This is a genomic window from Bradyrhizobium macuxiense, from assembly GCF_007993935.1.
Taxonomy (GTDB): domain Bacteria; phylum Pseudomonadota; class Alphaproteobacteria; order Rhizobiales; family Xanthobacteraceae; genus Bradyrhizobium; species Bradyrhizobium macuxiense_A.
Genome location: NZ_VITY01000015.1, coordinates 131271 through 149469 on the forward strand (window position 1 = coordinate 131271; position 18199 = coordinate 149469).

Here is an 18199-nt window from a genome sequence, read left to right on the forward strand (position 1 = left end):
GGGACTCAAGGCTTCTCGCGAGATCGTCCGTGTGTGACGGGCGGTTCGATCAATGAAGAATGCTAGATCCGGAGGAAATGCACCTATGACAAGGTTGAATTGGGTTAAGTCGCACATGCTCGCAGCGGCGGTAGCATCCGCTGCGACCTTCGCGGGCTCGTTCGCGCTCGCCGAGGATGTCAGTCAGGACCGTCTGCTCAATGCTGACAAGGAAGCAGGCAACTGGCTGCACCATCACAAGAACTATTCGGCGACCCGCTTCTCGTCGCTGGCGGATATCAACAAGGACAACATCAAGAATCTGAAGGTCGCCTGGACCATGCATCTCGGCGGCGTCGAGGGCGGCGGAATCTGGGCGCATGGCGGCCTGGAGGGAACTCCGATCGTCGAGAACGGATTCATGTACGTCACCGACGGCTGGGGCTCGGTCTACAAGATCGATGCACATGGCGGCAAAGGCGTGCTGGTCTGGAAGATGGATCCCAAGACCGACCACGACTGGGCCGGCGCGGTCGCCTGCTGCGGTGTCGACAATCGGGGCGTCGCGTTGTGGAACAACCTCGTCATCTCGCACACGCTCGACGGCCGTCTGATCGCGACCAACAAGGAGACCGGGCAGGTCGCCTGGCAGCGTCAGGTCGCCGATCCCGACAAGGGCGAAGTGATCACCGGTGCTCCGCTGATCGTCAAGGACAAGGCGATATCGGGCGTAGCCGGTGCGGAATACGGCATTCGCGGCTGGATCGCCGCGACCGACCTGAACAGCCAGAAGGAAGTCTGGCGCACCCACACGATTCCCGGCAAGGACGAGCCGGGTGCCGAGACCTGGAAGGACGACAAGAACGCCAAGGCGAGCGGCGGTGGTTCGACCTGGGTCACCGGCAGCTACGACCCCTCGACCAACACGATCGTGTGGGGCGTCGGCAATCCCGGACCGGACTGGGACAATGAATACCGGCCCGGCGACAATCTCTATACCGACTCGTCGCTTGGTCTCGATGCCGACACCGGCAAGATCAAGTGGCACTACCAGCACACGCCGAACGATCCCTACGACTATGACAGCGTGGCGGAGAATGTGCTGGTCGACGTCCCCGGTCCGAACAACACGACGCTGAAGCTCGCGCTCGAGGCCGACCGCAACGGCTTTGCCTATGCGGTCGATCGCAACAGCGGCAAGTTCGTCTGGGGTCTGCCCTTCGTCAAGAAGGTGACCTGGACCAAGGGTCTCGATCCCGAGTCCGGCAAGCCGGTGGAATATGATCCGAAGCAGGGCGTGCAGAAGTACAACGCCTCGGTCACGCCGAGCCGCACCAACAAGGAAACGGACATCTGCCCCGGCAACATGGGCGGCAAGAACTGGCCGCCGACCGCGTACAATCCGAACCTGAAGCTCTGGTACATTCCGGTGATCGAGAGCTGCAACCATATCAAGGTCGAGGAGATGACGCCGGACAAGGTCAAGGCGCGCGAGTTCTTCACCGGCGGCGGGCCGAGCCAGCCGGTCAAGATCACCGGCAGCGTGACCGCGATCGACGTCACCACCGGCAAGGTGGCAGGGAAGGCGGAGACCCAGTTCCCGAACCTCGGCGGCATCCTGGCGACGCCTGACCTCGTGTTCTCCGGACAGCCGTCCGGCGAGCTGATCGCCTATGACGCGAAGTCGTTGCAGAAGCTGTGGGAGTTCAACACCGGTGGCGGCCTCAACGCGCCCCCGATGACGTTCTCGGTCGACGGCAAGCAGTATGTCGCGGTCCTGGTCGGCCTCGGCGGTGCCTGGGACAAGTGGTTCATCGATGCCACGCCCGAGCTGAAGCGGATGCAGCCGGGCTCGATGCTCTACGTGTTCGCCCTTTGACGTCGCACGCGCGGGAGGCTTCGGCGAGAGGCCTCCCGCGTAATTTTGGTTCAGAGAAACAAAAACAAATGAAGCACAACTGGCTGGTTGGCGCGTGGCTCGGCTGCGCGCTGGTGATGGGATTTGCAGGCACGGCGCATGCGCAGTCGGCGAGCGATCCGACCGATGCGGGCAAGGCGGTGTTCAAGCGCGGCAACTGCGTCGGCTGCCACAAATGGCACGGCAATGGCGGCGGCGGCTATGGCGGCGACGCGCTGTCGCTGCGCAAGACCGAGCTGACCAAGGAACAGATCATCGAGACCGTGACGTGCGGGCGGCCGGGCACCGGCATGCCGTTCTTTGTGCGCGGCTCCTATGACACCACGAAATGCTACGAGATGGCCCGGCAGGATGTCGCGGACCGGATGCCGCCTGAGGCCAACGTGTTCCTGCGGCCGAACGAGATCGAGGCCGTCGCGGATTACGTGCTCGCCCACGTCAAGGGCAAGGGTGAGCCGAATTATGACGAGTGCATCGCCTTCTTCGGCGACGGCTCGCGCGTCTGCAACATCTACAAGGAGACCGGCCACGCCGCCGCGCCGTCCGACCCAAGCGAGAAGGCAAAGCCATGAGCAAGCAGAGATCGGCGATCCGCGGGTTCGTTTTCGCCGCGTCAGTCGCAGCGGCCGTGCCGGCGATGGCGACCGCGGGAGACCTGCGCGACATCAATGTCGGCATGGCGATATCAAGCGTGCCCGACGCGGGCTACATCAACCTGACCTGCGCCGACGAGAAGACCACCCATAGATTGGCGGAATGGGCGCAGTGGTCGAGTTGCCCGGAAGGGCCGGACCAGTTGCGCGGCATTCGCTTCGAGTATGATCGCGAGACTGCGCGGGAAGGCACCATGGTCGCCGGCCATCCGGCGATCCTGACCGTGATGATCGACAAGGACGCCAGGATCGCCGCGCTGACGATCGAGACCGACCCGAAGGCACGGCTCTATCTGCGCAAGAAAGCGTTCCTGCTCGGCCTGCAGGCGAAGTCGCGCTACGGCGAGGACGGCTGGACCTGCTCGGAAGCGAAACCGGGCGCCGACAGACTGGAGGTCGGCGGCGTCTTTGTCGACGAGAAGTGCACAAAGACGATCGACGGCCGGACGGTCGAGATCGAGCGTCATCTCTATCGCGAGCCGAACAAGGAGCTCAAGGACATGACCGACGAGAGCAGGATCACGATCCGCCGCGCCGGGTCTTGAGCCTGCGTCGAGCCGGCTTAGTGCCGCGCCAGCAGCACCACAATGACCAAAGCGAGGATCGCGCACAGCACCTTCCAGAAGGTCACGGGATCGCGGTCGTGCAGCGATTTGCGGGTGGTGACGGCGGGGCCGGCCCAGGTCGCGCCGTTCTCCAGTTCGTGCGCGAACTCGATGACGTCGCCGAAGCGTTGCGCGGGCTCGACGCTGAGCGCCTTGCCGATCACGGCATCGAGCCAGGCCGGCAGGTCCGGGCGATAGCGTGACAGCGGCGCCGGCTTGCCGAAGCGCGGCCGCGAGAACGGCTCGATCTCGCCGAACGGATAGTTCGCGGTGAACATCCGGTAGACCGTGACGCCGAGCGCGAACAGGTCGGAGGCCTCGTCGCCGGCCTTGCCGCCGAACAGTTCGGGCGCCATGTAGCTCGCGGTGCCCGGAATGTCCTCGGCCGGAAAATCCTCCAGCAGCGGCACGCGCGCGACGCCGAGGTCGACCAGGCGCAACCCGCCATCCTTCGAAAGGATGACGTTGTCGGGCTTGATGTCGCGATGGATGATGCCGGCGCGGTGCAGCGCCGTGACCGCGCGCACCAGCTTGGTCGCAATCGCGATGCCCTCGGTGAGCGACAGCCGCGGCGCGCGGTTGAGCCGCTGCTCCAGCGTTTCGCCCTCATAGAGCGGCATCGCCGAATAGAGCCGGGTCTGCCGCTCCGCCGGCACCTCGATGATCTCGCCGATCCAGAGGCTGCGCACGCGCGCGGCGACCCACGCCTCGCGCACGAAGGCGAGGCGGTAGGAGCCCTCGCTCGCGACCCGCGGATGCGGAAATTTCAACACGACGTCGCGGCCGGCACGCTTGTCGGTCGCCTTGAACAGACGGCTGTAGCGTCCGTCGGACAGCACATCAGAGAGCACGAAATCGTCGACGGTGTCGCCGCTGTCAGGCAGATCGAGGATCGGCAGCGTCGCGATCGCATGCGTAAGATCGTCGCGATCCGCCGGCGGCAGGTCGACGATGTCGAGCACCAGCGCTGTCGTGTTGTCGCTGCTGCCGGCCGCAAGCGCGGCATCGACGATGCTGCGCGCCGATTCGTCGGGCGGCGTGCGCTCTTCCAGCAGTTGCTGGAGGCGGGGATCGCCGAGCGCGCCGTGAACCCCGTCGCTGCAGATCAGCAGGCGATCATGTTGCCGGAGCCCGACCGACGTGTAGTCGAAGCGGGCGAACTCCTCGAAACCGATGGCGCGGTTCAGCATATGCGCGAGGTCGCCGCGACCGGCGATATGGTCCTGCGTCAGGCGCTCCAGCCGTCCCTCGCTCAGGCGGTAAGCCCGGGTGTCGCCGATATGGATCACATGGCATTGCCGCCGCGACAGGATGATCGAGGAGAACGCGCAAGCCATGCCGCTGCGTGCGGCATCGACGCGGCCCTGGCCATAGATCCAGCTGTTGGCGGCTTCCAGCGCCCGCGCGGCGCGGCGGCGGACGCCGAGCGTCTCCGGTAGCGAATAATAAGCGTCGATGAAGCTGCGGACCGCGACCTCCGCGGCCTCGCGTCCGCCCTTGTGGCCGCCGACGCCGTCGGCGACCGCGGCCACGACATCGCGGTGAAGCGTGCCCGGCTGGCCGAGGCAGGCCGCGACATAGTCCTCATTGGCGGCGCGCTTGCCGGTCTCGCTGGCGAAGCCTAAGCGAACGCCGAGATCCCTTTGCAGGTCTCGCTGCAAATGCCGTTGCGCGCCGTTCGCCACGTCCGAGCTATCCTCTCCCGAGGGAGCGGGCCGTCAGACGCGCGCTCCCGACACCGCGCCCCAGGTGGTGCGCCAGCGGACCTTGACCATCGCAAGTCCGATGAAGCCAAGCAACGCCAGCGCGCCGAAGAACAGGAAGCCGGCGCCGAAGCCGCCGGTCATGCCCTTGGCATAGCCGAGGGTCTGGGCGAGGAAGAAGCCGCCGATGCCGCCGGCGCAACCGACTAAGCCGGTCATCAGGCCGATCTCGTGACGGAAGCGCAGCGGAATCAGCTGGAACACCGCGCCATTGCCCATGCCGAGCGCCAGCACGCCGATCGAGAACAGCAGCACCGAAATCCAGGCGATGCGCGGAAGCTCGGTCAGCGCCCAGCCGCCCGGCGTCGCCGCCGCTGGGCCTTCGGGCATGAAGGCGATCACGACATAGGCGGCGACAACGACGCCGAACAGGATCGAGAGCGAGCGGATGCCGCCGATGCGGTCGGCAATCATGCCGCCGACGGGGCGGAATCCCGAGCCGAAGGCGACGATCAGCGCGACCAGCATGCCGGCCGCGACGCCGGAGACATGATACTGCACGGTGAAATAGAGCGGCAGCGCGTTGGCGAGCCCGACGAAGCCGCCGAAGGTGATGAAGTAGAAGAACATGAACCAGCGGCTGTCGGAATCCTTCAGCAGCGCGCCATAGGCCTTCAGCGAGATCTTCTTGCGCTCGCCCGGCGCGTCCTTGGCTGCGAATGCGTAATAGGCGAGCACCATCAGCATCGGAATCAGCAGGCAGCCGAACACGGCCTGCCAGCCCCAATGTTCTGCAATGGATGGCGCAAGCAGCGTGTCGAGCACGACGCCCATATTGCCGGCGCCGGCGATCCCCATCACCACGCCCTGATACTGCGGCGGATACCAGCGGCTCGCCTGGGGCAGGGCGACCGCGAACGAGGCGCCGCCGACGCCGAGCGCAAGCCCGAACAGCTCGATCGCGAGCTTGCTGGTCAGCCCGAAATGCCAGACCGCCGCGGTCGCGGCGATCACGACAAGCTGGGCGATGATGCCGGTGCGCTTGGCGCCGATGATGTCGGCGAGAATGCCCATCGGCACGCGCAGCAGGGCGCCGGCGAGCACGGGAATGGCGACCAAAGTGAACTTCTCGTTCACGGCCAGATTCATGTCGCGCGCGATGTAGACGATCAGCGGTCCGAGCGCGACCCACGCCATGAAGCTGATGTCGAAGTAGAGGAACGCGGCAAGCAGTGTCGGCCAGTGACCTGCCTTCTTGAACTCGGCTAGCTTCATCGCAAGCGTCTCGCGTTGATGCGGCGGAGGCAGTCGCACAAGCGCGACTATCCCGGGCGCAGACCAATCTAATGTGGGTGAATGTGTGAGCGCGCTCGTCGTTGAGACGCGCTCCGTCAGGAGATGAGGTCAGCAATTTGCGTGCCATCGAATCGTTCGCGTCGCTTTGCCTTGCAGTCGCAAGGCGTTGCGGCGAGATCGCGAACCGGATTCCGTGATCGGAATTGGCGTGGCTTGCAGCAAGTGGCGGCGCGCAAACGCGCACGCTGATGCTTTCTTGTGCGACGCGTCATCGGCATGCGCCAGCGCATCGATAGCGCCTTCGCGATCGCCATCGCGGGCGCTGATGCTGTGCTGCACAAGAGATCATCGCCGTGGCTAAAAATTCGGCCTGCCGCCTGCGCGACAGGCCGCCCGGCTGATTCGGTGTGCTCGAAAACCAATTGATTTTGCTGCTGGATTCGTCCGCCGCGAGTTGGCACGCGTTTTGAATACCAATCATTAACGGAACATCGATCGTCATTGAGGACGGTCTGCGCCCGCGGATGGGCTTCCTACAAATCCAACCTTTATCGGTGTCGATCAACGACGCACGCCGCGTCGCTGGGCATCGCCGTCGGAATTGAAAGGCAGACCATGCTCGACAAGGTGATCAAGCAGAAGCTCGTGGTGATCGGCAACGGGATGGCCGGTATCCGCACGGTCGAGGCGCTGCTCGAGCGCGCCCCCGATCTCTACGACATCACGGTGTTCGGCTCCGAGCCGTACGGCAATTACAACCGCATCCTGCTGTCGCCGGTGCTCGCCGGCGAGAAGACCGTCGACGACATCATGCTCAACACCGTCGACTGGTACGAAGACAACAACATCACGCTGCGCAAGGGCGAGACGATCAGCATGATCGATCGCCGGACCTGCGAAGTCGTCACCGAGGCAGGCGAGCGCGTGCCGTATGACCGCCTGCTGGTCGCGACGGGCTCGAACCCGATCATGCTGCCGCTGCCGGGCAAGGAGCTGCCGGGCGTGATCGGCTTCCGCGACATCTATGATGTCGATCGCATGATCAAGGCCTCGACCGACTATCGCAACGCGGTCGTGATCGGCGGCGGCCTCTTGGGCCTCGAAGCCGCCAACGGGTTGATGAAGCGCGGCATGAACGTCACGGTCGTGCATCTGCTCGACACCTTGATGGAGCGTCAGCTCGACCCGGTGGCCGGCGGCCTGTTGCGCAAGTCGCTGGAAGAGCGCGGCATGGTGTTCAAGATGCCGGCGCAGACCCAGGCGATCCTGGGCGAGGACCGCGTCACCGGCGTGCGTTTCGGCGACGGCACCGAGCTGCCGGCCGATCTCGTCGTGATGGCAGTAGGCATCCGCCCGAACTTCGAGCTCGCCAAGAAGGCCGGGCTCTACTGCGAGCGCGGCATCGTCGTCTCCGACACCATGCAGACCTATGACGGCCGTATCTACGCGGTCGGCGAATGCGTGCAGCACCGCCGCCAGACCTACGGCCTCGTGGCGCCGCTGTTCGACCAGGCCAAGGTCTGCGCCAACCATCTCGCGATGAAGGGCTTTGCCACCTATGACGGCTCGGTCACCTCGACCAAGCTGAAGGTCACCGGCATCGACCTGTTCTCGGCCGGCGACTTCGCGCCGGGCCCGGACAAGGAGGAGATCGTGCTGCAGGACGCCAACCGCGGCGTCTACAAGCGCATCATCCTGAAGGACAAGAAGATCGTCGGCGCCGTGCTCTATGGCGACACCATCGACGGCCCCTGGTACTTCCAGCATCTGCGCGACGGCACCGACGTCTCGCATATGCGCGAGCGCCTGGTGTTCGGTGCCGCCAATCTGGGCGAGGGCGGCGTCAGCGGCCAGAACTCGGTTGCCGCGATGAGCGACGAGACCGAGATCTGCGGTTGCAACGGCGTCTGCAAGGGCGCGATCGTCAAGGCGATCTCCGAGAAGAAGCTGTTCACGCTCGACGACGTCCGCGCCCATACCAAGGCGTCGTCGTCCTGCGGCTCCTGCACTGGCCTCGTCGAGCAGGTGCTGGCATTCACGCTCGGCGGCGACTATTCGGCGGCGCCGAAGGTCAAGCCGCTGTGCAAATGCACCGATCACAGCCATGACGACGTCCGCCGCGTCATCGTCGAGCAGCAGCTGAAGACCATTCCCGCCGTGATGCGCTTCATGGAGTGGAAGACGCTGAACGGCTGCCATTCTTGCCGCCCGGCGCTGAATTATTATCTGCTCGCGACCTGGCCGGGCGAATACCGCGACGACCAGCAATCGCGCTTCATCAACGAGCGCGTCCATGCCAACATCCAGAAGGACGGCACCTATTCGGTGGTGCCGCGGATGTGGGGCGGCGTCACCACGCCGAGCGAGCTGCGCGCCATCGCCGACGTCGCCGAGAAGTTCAACATCCCGACGGTGAAGGTCACCGGCGGCCAGCGCATCGACCTGCTCGGCGTCAAGAAGGAGGATCTGCCGGCGGTGTGGGCCGATCTCAACGACGCCGGCATGGTGTCGGGCCACGCCTACGCCAAGGGCTTGCGCACGGTGAAGACCTGCGTCGGCTCCGAATGGTGCCGCTTCGGCACCCAGGATTCCACCGGCCTCGGCGTCAAGCTCGAGAAGTTCATGTGGGGTTCATGGACACCGGCCAAGGTCAAGCTCGGAGTCTCCGGCTGCCCGCGCAACTGCGCGGAGGCGACCTGCAAGGACGTCGGCGTGGTCTGCGTCGATTCCGGTTACGAGATCCATTTCGCCGGCGCCGCCGGGCTGCACATCAAGGGCACCGAGTTCCTGACCAAGGTCGAGACCGAGGACGAGACGCTCGAGGTGATCGTGGCGCTGACCCAGCTCTATCGCGAAGAGGGCTGGTATCTCGAGCGCATGTACAAATGGTGCGACCGCGTCGGTCTCGAGCAGATCAGGAAGCGGGTGGTCGACGACGTCGCGAACCGCAAGGCGCTGTTCGCCCGCTTCGCCTATTCGCAGCAGTTCGCGCAGACCGACCCGTGGGCCGAGCGCGCCAGCCGCGGGGTCGACCGCAATGAGTTCGCGCCTCTCGCCGAATTGGAGCTCGCATGACCAGCTGGATCGAAATCGGCGCACTCGACGACATTCCGCGGCTCGGCTCGCGCGTTGTGCGCACGCCGGGCGGCAATATCGCGGTGTTCCGCACCGAGAGCGACGAGGTGTTTGCGCTCGACGACCGCTGCCCGCACAAGGGCGGGCCGCTGTCGCAGGGCATCGTGCACAACAAGCGCGTCACCTGCCCGCTGCATAATTTCGTCATCGAGCTGGCCAGTGGCCAGGCGGTCGCGCCCGACGAAGGCTGCACCCATACCCATCCGGCCAAGGTCGAGAACGGCATTGTCTGGTTGTCGGTGCGGCAGGCGGCTGCGGTGAGCTGAGCGTCAGGCAATGCCCGTCAAGACCACGTGTCCTTATTGCGGTGTCGGCTGTGGCGTCATCGCGTCGAAGGACGCGGCGGGCGCCGTACGAGTCGAGGGCGACAAGCAGCACCCGGCCAATTTCGGCCGGCTCTGCAGCAAGGGCTCGGCGCTCGCCGAGACCATCGATCTCGACGGACGCCTGCTCGAGCCTGTCGTCGACGGCGCGCCGGCTGCGTGGGACGACGCGCTCGATCGCGTTGCCGATGGCTTCAGCCGCGTCATTCGCGAGCACGGGCCCGACGCGGTCGCGTTCTATGTCTCCGGACAACTGCTGACCGAGGACTATTACGTCATCAACAAGCTCGCCAAGGGCTTTGTCGGCACCGCCAATATCGACACCAATTCGCGACTGTGCATGGCGTCCAGCGTCGTGGGGCACAAGCGCGCGTTCGGCAGCGACACTGTGCCGGGCTGCTACGAGGATCTCGAGCAGGCGGATCTTCTGGTGCTGGTCGGCTCCAACGCCGCCTGGTGTCATCCGATCCTGCACCAGCGCATGCTGGCGGCCAAGGAGAAGAACCCGGCGTGCAAGATCGTGGTGATCGATCCGCGCCGCACCGCGACCTGCGAGGGCGCCGATCTGCATCTGCCGCTGCGCTCGGGCAGCGATTCCGTGCTGTTCAACGGGCTGTTCGCATTCCTCGCCGGCAGCAATGCGGTGGATCGCAGCTTTGTCGGCAATTGCACGACAGGGGTCGTCGACGCGCTGAAGCAGGTGGGCGGCCAGACCGTGGCGCAGACGGCTGCGACCTGCGGCCTGACCGAAGGCGCGGTCGGCCTGTTCTTCGACTGGTTCACCCGGACCGAGCGCGTCGTCACGTTGTATTCGCAGGGCATCAACCAGTCGTCGAGCGGCGTCGACAAGGTCAACGCCATCATCAACTGCCATCTGTTGACCGGGCGGATCGGCCGTCCCGGCATGGGGCCGTTCTCGCTCACCGGGCAGCCCAACGCGATGGGCGGCCGGGAGGTCGGCGGGCTCGCCAATCAGCTTGCCGCGCATATGGAGATCGAGAATCCGGCGCATCGCGGGCTGGTGCAGCGGTTCTGGCGCGCGCCGGTGATTGCGGAGAAGGCCGGGCTGAAGGCGGTCGACATGTTCGATGCGATCGCCGACGGCCGCATCAAGGCGGTGTGGATCATCTCGACCAATCCGGTGGTGAGCCTGCCCGACGCCGATCGCGCCCGTGCGGCGCTCGACGCGTGCGAGCTCGTGGTGGTGACGGATTGCATGCGCGACACCGACACCACGCACCATGCCGACGTGCTGCTGCCGGCGCTGGCGTGGGGCGAGAAGGATGGTACGGTCACGAATTCCGAGCGCCGGATCTCGCGGCAGCGGCCGTTCCTTGCCGCGCCGGGCGAGGCGCGCGCCGACTGGCGCATCATCTGCGACGTCGCCACCCGGATGGGATATTCCGGCTTCGACTACGCGTCAGCCGCGGAGGTGTTCCGCGAGCACGCCGAACTGTCGGGCTTCGAGAATAACGGCCGGCGCGACTTCGATATCTCGGCGCTGGCTGCGCTGGACGACGGCGCCTATGACGCGCTGGCGCCGGTGCAGTGGCCGGTGACGTCAGAGCATCCGGCCGGCACGCCGCGGATGTTCGAGAGCCAGACATTCTTCACGCCCGACCGCAAGGCGCGCTTCGTGCCGGTTGCGCCGCGCGCGGCGCGCCATGCCACCAGCCGCGACTATCCGCTGGTGCTCAACACCGGCCGCGTCAGGGATCAGTGGCACACCATGACCCGGACCGGGAAGACCGGGCGGCTGCTGTCGCATGTGTTCGAGCCCTATGCCGAGTTTCATCCCGAAGATGCGCGGCAGGCCGGCCTGCAAAACGAAGGATTGGTGCGGCTGACGAGCAACTGGGGTGAGATGATCGCGCGCGTCGTGGTCAGCGCCGACCAGCGCCGCGGCTGCGTGTTCGTGCCGATGCACTGGAACGAGGAGTTCGCTGGCGAGGGCCGCGTCAACGCGCTGGTCAATCCCGCGGTCGATCCGCTCTCGGGTCAGCCGGAATCCAAGCACACGCCGGTCAAGGCCGATCCTTACGCGCCGAAATGGCACGCCTTCATCCTGAGCCGCGATGCGATCAAGCGTCCGGCGTCGGGCTATTGGGTCTACGGCAAGGCCGGCGACTGCACGCGGCTGGAGCTTGCGCTCGACGTTCGCCCGGAGAGCTGGCGCGACTGGGCGAGGGCGCAGCTCGGGCTCGAAGGTGTCGAAATCGAATGGATCGCTTACCGCGATCCGGCGGCGGGCCGCTTTCGCTACGCGGCGGTGCGCGAGGGCCGGCTCGAAGGCTGCGTGTTCATCGCGCCCGATCACACGCTGCCGTCGCGGGCCTGGCTCACCGGGCTGTTCGCCGAGCAGCAACTATCCGCCAATGCTCGGATGGCGCTGCTGGCGGGACGCCCGTTCGGCGCGGGCGAGGATGTCGGTCCGATCGTCTGCTCCTGCTTCAGCATCGGACGGCACCAGATCACCGCCGAGATCAAGAAGGGCGCCGACAGCGTCGATGCGATCGGCCGTTGCCTCAAAGCCGGCACCAATTGCGGCGGCTGCAAGCCCGAAATCGGCAAGCTGATCGGCGCCACCGCGCAGCCGCGGCAGGCGGCGATCGCGTCCTGAAGTCCCGCAATCGGCGCGATGCCTCCTTGAGCATGATCTCCGCGCAAGCGCGTCGCGTTTGTCGCGAGGAAAAACCGCTTCGCGCCTTTCCGGATCACGCGCTAGCAGCCGCGGCAGATGCTCTTCAGCCTGGTGTTGAGTAGGCGGTCCTCCTCGTCGGACGACGCCTTGGTGTAGGCGTCGTCGCTGTGCCGCTTGTCGGAGGCCAATCCGCCGCCGTGATGTGCGCCGCCGGCATGCATGCCGTGCAAGCGGTCATGGCCGTGGTCACGCGCATCCACCGGCGGCGTGGCGGCCGCAACCAGCGTCAGCAGCAGCCCGACCGTCGTGATCGTCCGCATGGTGTCCTCCTCGTCGCGGTAAAATACCGCTGACGCTGGGGCAAATTGGTGTCAGGCCCGTTCACAATTTCGCGTGGCGGCAATCGGCCCGATTCCCGCGACGGGTTCCCCGGGGCTCGACCGGTGCGCCGCACATAGGCCGCCCGCGGATGGCTTCATGCCGACAATGCAGTGCTCGCGGCAGCAAAATGGTGTATCGGCAAGCTCTGGCGCCGAAAGACATCGCTAGGACGCGGTCCGGCATCGGATAATCAAGATTTAGCAAGATATCGGAGGAATGCTTCATGTCGGCTCTGCCACTTTCGGGCATCAAGATTCTCGACCTGACGCGGGTGCTCGCGGGCCCGCTGTCGGCCCAGATGCTGGCGGATCTCGGCGCCGAGGTGATCAAGATCGAGCGGCCCGGCGGCGGCGACGACGCCCGCGCCTTTGGCCCGCCCTATCTCAGCGATCCCGAAGGCAAGGCGAACAACAACAATTCGTTCTACCTCTGCGCCAACCGCAACAAGAAGTCCGTCACCGTCAACATCGCCAAGCCGGAAGGGCAGGCGATCATCCGCGAGCTCGCCAAGTCGGTCGACGTGATGATGGAGAACTACAAGGTCGGCGACCTCAAGCGCTACGGCCTCGACTACGAGACGATCAAGAAGATCAATCCCGGCATCATCTATTGCTCGGTCACCGGCTTCGGCCAGACCGGGCCCTACGCCACGCGCGCCGGCTATGACGCCATCCTGCAGGCGATGGGCGGCCTGATGAGCGTGACCGGCCATATCGACGGCGAGCCCGGCGCGGGCCCGATGAAGGTCGGCCCCTCGATCGTCGACTACATGACCGGCATGAACACCTCGATCGGGATCCTGTCGGCGCTGTACCATCGCGACGCCAACAACGGGGAAGGGCAGCATGTCGACGTCTGCCTGTTCGACACCGTGATCGCCTCGCTGTCGCACTGGCTGCAGATCTACCTCGTCAACGGCAACATGCCGCCGCGCCGCGGCACCTGGGGCAATGGCGGCATGCCGGCCGGCGTGTTCCGCTGCACCGACGGCGAGCTGATGCTGGTGGTCGGCAATGACGGCCAGTTCCAGCGCACCTGCGCCGTGCTCGGCGAACCCGAACTCGCCAACGACAAGCGCTTCGTCAAGAACAACGACCGCGTCGTGCACGGCAAGGAGATCATGGCGATCTTCGCCGGCCTGTTCCTGAAGCAGCCGGTCGCGTACTGGCTCGAAAAGCTCGAGGAGGCCGGCGTGCCGTCGGGCCCGATCAACAATTTCGAGCAGGTGTTCAGCGATCCGCACGTGCAGTCGCGCGGCATGCGGGTCAAGGTCGATCACCCCTTCGAGCCGAACCTGTCGCTGATCCGCAACGCGCTGACCTTCTCGGGCACCCCGATCACCGACTACCGCGCCCCGCCGCTGCTCGGGGCCGACACCAAGGACGTGCTGGCGACCATCGGCTACGACGACGCCAAGGTCGAAGGCCTGAAGGCGCAGGGGATCCTATAGGGCGGGCGACTACGGTCCACCGTTCCGTCATCCTGAGGAGCGGCCACTTGGCCGCGTCTCGAAGGATGAACGGCCCGGCCGGTGGCCGTCGATCCTTCGAGACGGCCGCCGCGCGGCCTCCTCAGGATGACGGTTCAACAGCGGCGTCGCTCCTGATACACTTCGACCCATATCGAAGCATCATTGACACCGGCCTGCTAGATTGGCGCCATCGATCCCTCATCGAAGGTGCCAATCATGAAACGGGAAGTGATCCGCGTCGAACCGATCTCCAGCTGGCTTGAGCGCTGGAAGGCGCCGGCGTCGGCGGTCACGCGCGCCGGCAACATGGTGTTCGTCTCCGGCCTGCCGCCGTTCGATCCGGAAACCGGCGAGATCGCCGCCGGCGCCTCGATCGAGCGGCAGAGCGAGCTCGTCATGGAGCAGCTCAAGCAGTGTCTTGAAGCGGCCGGCGCGTCGTTCGACAACGTGATGAAGTGCAACATCTTCTGCACCTCGGCTAAACACTTCGCGACGTTCAATACAATCTATCGAAAATACTTCGCAGATGATCTGCCGGCGCGGATCTTCGTCTGCATCCCGGAATGGACCGGACCTTTCGACATCGAGATCGACTGCATCGCGATGGTGTGAGGGCAGCTCTCACAAATCCTGCCGCGTCAGGCGGCCGTGGACCAGGACCGGCCGCGCGGCGGGCTTGTTCGGCGCGTCGCCCATGGTCAGTGCCATCACCGAGACCGTGACCACGCGATCGATGATGGCGCGGACGTCGTCGAGATCGCATTTGCCTTCGGACAGCCGCAGCAGGCGTTCCTTCTCGCGGATGGTGTGGTGCGCCATCGCGAGTGCGAAGTGCAGGCCCCAATACAATTCGGTGTCGTCGCGGCCGGGCATCGCGCGGCGCATCGCGGCGGCGAATTTGCGCAGATGGTCGACTTCGCGATTCTTGATGCGGCGGATCGGCGGCACGGATTCGATCGAGGCGCGGATCATGAAACGCGCCGCGGTCGAGCCCTCGCGGTCAGGCCCGAGGCAGCCGCGCAAAGTCGGGCCGACGAGGGCGCGCATGATGTCGTCGATCGCGGCGCGTCCGCCGCCGGCTTCCTCCGCCGCCTTCAACTCATTGAGACGCTCGCGGTTGGTCTGGATGCTGCGGGTGACGAACAGCTCCGCGATCAATTCGTCCTTGGAGCCGAAATGATAGTTCACCGCCGCGAGGTTGACGTTCGCCTCCGCGACGATGTCGCGCAGCGTGACGTCGCCGAAGCCGCGGTCGGCATAGAGCCGCTCGGCGGCGGCGAGAATGGCGGATCGGGTCTGGTCGCTGGCCATGGCTGAGAGCCTTTCCGTTATTCCGCGGCACGCCGGGGAACGACGAAGACGACAGGGAGTTGCTTTTCAAACATTTGTATGAAACTATCGTTTGAAGAGCCGGAAATGTCAATCCGCTGATCGCGGGGCGGCACTCTGGCACACCACCGCCGCCTGTTCCGCGAACGCCCTTGCGAGCCGCGGAGGCGGGGTCAACAATGTTGCCCAAACGGGCAAGGTCCAAACGGCAAGGCCCACAAAGGCAGCAGCCCAAAAGGCCAAGGCCGAAGTTCAAAGCCCAAGTCTAGGAAACGAGGAGCGTCCCATGGATTTCACGATGTCGCCGAAGCAGAAGGAGTGGCTGGAGCGCGTTCAGGCTTTCATGAAAACGCATGTCCGCCCGGCGGTGCCGATCTACGAGAAGCAGGACGCCGAAGGCCCGCGCTGGAAGGTGATCCCGGTCCTCGAGGACCTGAAGAAGAAGGCGAAGGCCGAAGGCCTCTGGAACATGTTCATGCCGCCGTCCTCGCATGAGGATGATGAATTCCACGGCGCGGGACTGACCAACCTGGAATACGCGCTGCTGTCGGAAGAGATGGGCCACATCTCCTGGGCGTCGGAAGTGTTCAACTGCTCCGCCCCCGATACCGGCAACATGGAAGTGTTCATCCGCTACGGCACCAAGGAGCAGAAGCGCAAATGGCTGCGCCCGCTGATGGACGGCGAGATCCGCTCCGCCTTCCTGATGACCGAGCCGGCGGTGGCTTCGTCTGACGCCACCAACATCGAGACCCGCATCGAGAAGGACGGCGATCACTACGTCATCAACGGCCGCAAATGGTGGTCGTCCGGCGTCGGCGATCCCCGCTGCAAGATCGCGATCCTGATGGGCAAGACCGATTTCAACGCCGCCAAGCATCAGCAGCAGTCGCAGATCCTGGTGCCGCTCGACACCCCCGGCATCAAGGTCGAGAAGATGCTGCCGGTGTTCGGCTTCGACGATGCGCCGCACGGCCACGCCCAGGTGCTGCTCGAGAACGTCCGCGTGCCGAAGGAAAACATCCTGCTCGGCGAGGGCCGCGGCTTCGAGATCGCGCAGGGCCGTCTCGGCCCGGGCCGCATCCATCACTGCATGCGTACCATCGGCCAGGCCGAGGAAGCGCTGGAGAAGATGGTGAAGCGGCTCGCTTCGCGCACTGCGTTCGGCAAGAAGATCATCGAGCACTCGGTCTGGGAGCAGCGCATCGGCGAGGCCCGCACCGATATCGAGATGAATCGCCTGCTGTGCCTCAAGGCCGCCGACATGATGGACAAGGTCGGTAACAAGACCGCGCAGGCCGAGATCGCGATGATCAAGGTCGCAGCTCCGAACATGGCGCTGAAGATCATCGACCAGGCGATCCAGGCGTTTGGCGGCGGCGGCGTCTCCGACGACGCCGGGCTCGCGAAGGCCTATGCCCACATCCGCACGCTCCGTCTCGCCGACGGTCCGGACGAGGTGCACAATCGCGCCATTGCCAGGCTGGAAGTTCGGAAGTATGCAAACACGTCGCACTGAGCATGATGCGGAACGCATGGCGTTCGCGCGCACATCGTGCTCAGAATGAAAAGCGAGATCAGGCTGGCGCGCCAGCCTGATTGAGGGAGCGCCGCATGGCGCTCCATAAAAACTGAGTTGAGGGAGCGTCATCGTGGCGGACGGCGTCAGGAAAGACGAAGAATTTTCCGGAACACGGGAAGTCGAGGAGCGTCATCGCGTCAACGAGGCGAGCCTCGATGCCTGGATGAAGCAACACGTCGAGGGCTATCAGGGTCCGCTCAAGGTCCTGCAGTTCAAGGGTGGCCAGTCCAACCCGACCTACAAGCTCGAAACCCCCGGCCGCAACTACGTGATGCGCCGCCGTCCGTTCGGTAAATTGTTGCCGTCGGCGCATGCGGTCGATCGCGAGTTCCGCGTCATCGCGGCGCTCGGCAAGCAGAATTTCCCGGTCGCGAAAGCCTACGCGCTGTGCACCGACGATGCGGTGATCGGCTCGGCCTTCTACATCATGTCGATGGAGGAGGGGCGGGTGTTCTGGGATCCGACCTTGCCAAGCCAGGAGCCGGACGCGCGGCGGAAGATCTTCACCAGCAAGATCGAGACGCTGGCGAAGCTGCATGTCCTTGATCCCGAGAAGATCGGCCTCGGCGATTTCGGCAAGCCCGGAAATTATTTTGCGCGCCAGGTCGACCGCTGGACCAAGCAGTACCGTGCGTCCGAGACGCAGCACATTCCGGAATTCGAGAAGCTCGCGGAGTGGTTGCCGAAGACGGTGCCGGAGCAGAAGCGCGTCTCGGTCGTGCACGGCGACTATCGCCTCGACAACATGATCTTCCACGCCACCGAGCCGCGGGTGCAGGCGGTGCTCGACTGGGAGTTGTCGACGCTCGGCGATCCCATGGCCGACTTCACCTATCTGTTGATGCAGTGGACCATGCCGGGCCTCGCCAATGCCGACCTCAAGGCGTTGAACATTCCAAGCCAGGACGAGGCCGCGCAGATCTACTGCAACGTGACCGGCATGGCCGTGCCGGATCTCAATTGGTACTTCTCCTACAATCTGTTCCGCCTCGCCGGCATCACGCAGGGCATTGCGGGCCGCGTCCGCGACGGCACAGCCGCGAATGCCAAGGCCCTCGAGTCGGCCGCGCGCACCGTGCCGCTGTCGAAGGCGTCATGGGAATACGCGCAGAAGGCCGGCGCGATCTGATCCGAAAACGCGGCGCGATCCCCCAGGGTTCGCGCCGCTTCTCTTTTAACCTCT

The 18199-nt window shown here is 65.1% G+C and carries 14 protein-coding genes; 10 read left to right on the forward strand and 4 right to left on the reverse strand.

What is annotated here, in order from left to right; genetic code table 11:
• The first annotated feature begins 85 nt into the window (after positions 1 to 85).
• The 3 genes from FBZ93_RS32490 (at position 86) to FBZ93_RS32500 (ending at position 3095) form a co-directional block, all read left to right on the forward strand.
• A complete protein-coding gene (locus FBZ93_RS32490) occupies positions 86 to 1858 on the forward strand; it encodes a PQQ-dependent dehydrogenase, methanol/ethanol family (protein WP_246667744.1) in 1773 nt (590 codons plus the stop codon).
• Positions 1859 to 1926: 68 nt separating this feature from the next.
• Positions 1927 to 2469 carry a c-type cytochrome gene (locus tag FBZ93_RS32495; protein ID WP_433995461.1) on the forward strand — a complete coding sequence of 181 codons (543 nt, stop codon included), beginning with the start codon at positions 1927 to 1929 and terminating at the stop codon, positions 2467 to 2469.
• Positions 2466 to 3095 (forward strand): hypothetical protein, encoded by a 630-nt coding sequence (locus FBZ93_RS32500; RefSeq protein ID WP_146991493.1) that lies wholly within the window; start codon positions 2466 to 2468, stop codon positions 3093 to 3095. Before FBZ93_RS32495 ends, FBZ93_RS32500 begins: the two co-directional genes overlap by 4 nt.
• A 17-nt stretch (positions 3096 to 3112) precedes the next feature.
• Here FBZ93_RS32500 and FBZ93_RS32505 read toward each other — a convergent pair whose 3' ends face one another.
• Together FBZ93_RS32505 and FBZ93_RS32510 are read right to left on the reverse strand one after the other, a co-directional pair.
• Entirely contained in the window at positions 3113 to 4840 is a 1728-nt protein-coding gene (locus FBZ93_RS32505; protein WP_246667745.1) for a bifunctional protein-serine/threonine kinase/phosphatase, read from the reverse strand.
• Positions 4841 to 4873: 33 nt separating this feature from the next.
• Positions 4874 to 6133 carry an MFS transporter gene (locus FBZ93_RS32510; RefSeq protein WP_146991494.1) on the reverse strand — a complete coding sequence of 420 codons (1260 nt, stop codon included), beginning with the start codon at positions 6131 to 6133 and terminating at the stop codon, positions 4874 to 4876.
• A 651-nt stretch (positions 6134 to 6784) separates the two neighbouring features.
• On the opposite strand from FBZ93_RS32510, the gene nirB reads away from it, so the two are divergent.
• Genes nirB through FBZ93_RS32525 form a run of 3 tightly spaced genes read left to right on the forward strand, consistent with a single transcriptional unit; the run spans position 6785 to position 12232 of the window.
• Positions 6785 to 9229: a nitrite reductase large subunit NirB gene (gene nirB, locus FBZ93_RS32515; protein ID WP_208764091.1), complete on the forward strand. Its 2445-nt coding sequence runs from the start codon at positions 6785 to 6787 to the stop codon at positions 9227 to 9229.
• Positions 9226 to 9555 (forward strand): nitrite reductase small subunit NirD, encoded by a 330-nt coding sequence (nirD, locus tag FBZ93_RS32520; RefSeq protein ID WP_146991496.1) that lies wholly within the window; start codon positions 9226 to 9228, stop codon positions 9553 to 9555. Before nirB ends, nirD begins: the two co-directional genes overlap by 4 nt.
• A gap of 10 nt (positions 9556 to 9565) precedes the next feature.
• Positions 9566 to 12232, forward strand: coding sequence for a nitrate reductase (locus tag FBZ93_RS32525; RefSeq protein WP_146991497.1), 2667 nt, complete (start codon positions 9566 to 9568; stop codon positions 12230 to 12232).
• A gap of 101 nt (positions 12233 to 12333) precedes the next feature.
• On the opposite strand, the gene FBZ93_RS32530 is transcribed toward FBZ93_RS32525, so the two are convergent.
• Positions 12334 to 12573 carry a hypothetical protein gene (locus FBZ93_RS32530; RefSeq protein WP_146991498.1) on the reverse strand — a complete coding sequence of 80 codons (240 nt, stop codon included), beginning with the start codon at positions 12571 to 12573 and terminating at the stop codon, positions 12334 to 12336.
• A 284-nt stretch (positions 12574 to 12857) separates the two neighbouring features.
• Between FBZ93_RS32530 and FBZ93_RS32535 the strand changes: the two genes are divergently transcribed.
• Positions 12858 to 14084, forward strand: a complete 1227-nt coding sequence (locus FBZ93_RS32535; RefSeq protein ID WP_146991499.1) for a CaiB/BaiF CoA transferase family protein — start codon at positions 12858 to 12860, stop codon at positions 14082 to 14084.
• A gap of 237 nt (positions 14085 to 14321) precedes the next feature.
• Positions 14322 to 14717 carry a RidA family protein gene (locus FBZ93_RS32540; protein ID WP_167529319.1) on the forward strand — a complete coding sequence of 132 codons (396 nt, stop codon included), beginning with the start codon at positions 14322 to 14324 and terminating at the stop codon, positions 14715 to 14717.
• A gap of 9 nt (positions 14718 to 14726) precedes the next feature.
• On the opposite strand, the gene FBZ93_RS32545 is transcribed toward FBZ93_RS32540, so the two are convergent.
• Complete coding sequence (locus FBZ93_RS32545; RefSeq protein WP_146991501.1) at positions 14727 to 15416, reverse strand: TetR/AcrR family transcriptional regulator; 690 nt, start codon at positions 15414 to 15416, stop codon at positions 14727 to 14729.
• Between the two features lie 304 nt (positions 15417 to 15720).
• Between FBZ93_RS32545 and FBZ93_RS32550 the strand changes: the two genes are divergently transcribed.
• Both FBZ93_RS32550 and FBZ93_RS32555 read left to right on the forward strand, forming a co-directional pair.
• Positions 15721 to 16953 (forward strand): acyl-CoA dehydrogenase family protein, encoded by a 1233-nt coding sequence (locus FBZ93_RS32550; protein ID WP_146991502.1) that lies wholly within the window; start codon positions 15721 to 15723, stop codon positions 16951 to 16953.
• 133 nt (positions 16954 to 17086) lie between these two features.
• Positions 17087 to 18145 (forward strand): phosphotransferase family protein, encoded by a 1059-nt coding sequence (locus FBZ93_RS32555; RefSeq protein ID WP_095735114.1) that lies wholly within the window; start codon positions 17087 to 17089, stop codon positions 18143 to 18145.
• Positions 18146 to 18199: the final 54 nt, after the last annotated feature.

Coding starts and splice junctions, on each gene's coding strand:
- FBZ93_RS32490 (WP_246667744.1), top strand. CDS start 86: ATGACAAGGTTGAATTGGGTTAAGTCGCACATGCTCGCAGCGGCGGTA.
- FBZ93_RS32495 (WP_433995461.1), top strand. CDS start 1,927: ATGAAGCACAACTGGCTGGTTGGCGCGTGGCTCGGCTGCGCGCTGGTG.
- FBZ93_RS32500 (WP_146991493.1), top strand. CDS start 2,466: ATGAGCAAGCAGAGATCGGCGATCCGCGGGTTCGTTTTCGCCGCGTCA.
- FBZ93_RS32510 (WP_146991494.1), bottom strand. CDS start 6,133: ATGAAGCTAGCCGAGTTCAAGAAGGCAGGTCACTGGCCGACACTGCTT.
- nirD (WP_146991496.1), top strand. CDS start 9,226: ATGACCAGCTGGATCGAAATCGGCGCACTCGACGACATTCCGCGGCTC.
- FBZ93_RS32525 (WP_146991497.1), top strand. CDS start 9,566: ATGCCCGTCAAGACCACGTGTCCTTATTGCGGTGTCGGCTGTGGCGTC.
- FBZ93_RS32530 (WP_146991498.1), bottom strand. CDS start 12,573: ATGCGGACGATCACGACGGTCGGGCTGCTGCTGACGCTGGTTGCGGCC.
- FBZ93_RS32535 (WP_146991499.1), top strand. CDS start 12,858: ATGTCGGCTCTGCCACTTTCGGGCATCAAGATTCTCGACCTGACGCGG.
- FBZ93_RS32540 (WP_167529319.1), top strand. CDS start 14,322: ATGAAACGGGAAGTGATCCGCGTCGAACCGATCTCCAGCTGGCTTGAG.
- FBZ93_RS32545 (WP_146991501.1), bottom strand. CDS start 15,416: ATGGCCAGCGACCAGACCCGATCCGCCATTCTCGCCGCCGCCGAGCGG.
- FBZ93_RS32550 (WP_146991502.1), top strand. CDS start 15,721: ATGGATTTCACGATGTCGCCGAAGCAGAAGGAGTGGCTGGAGCGCGTT.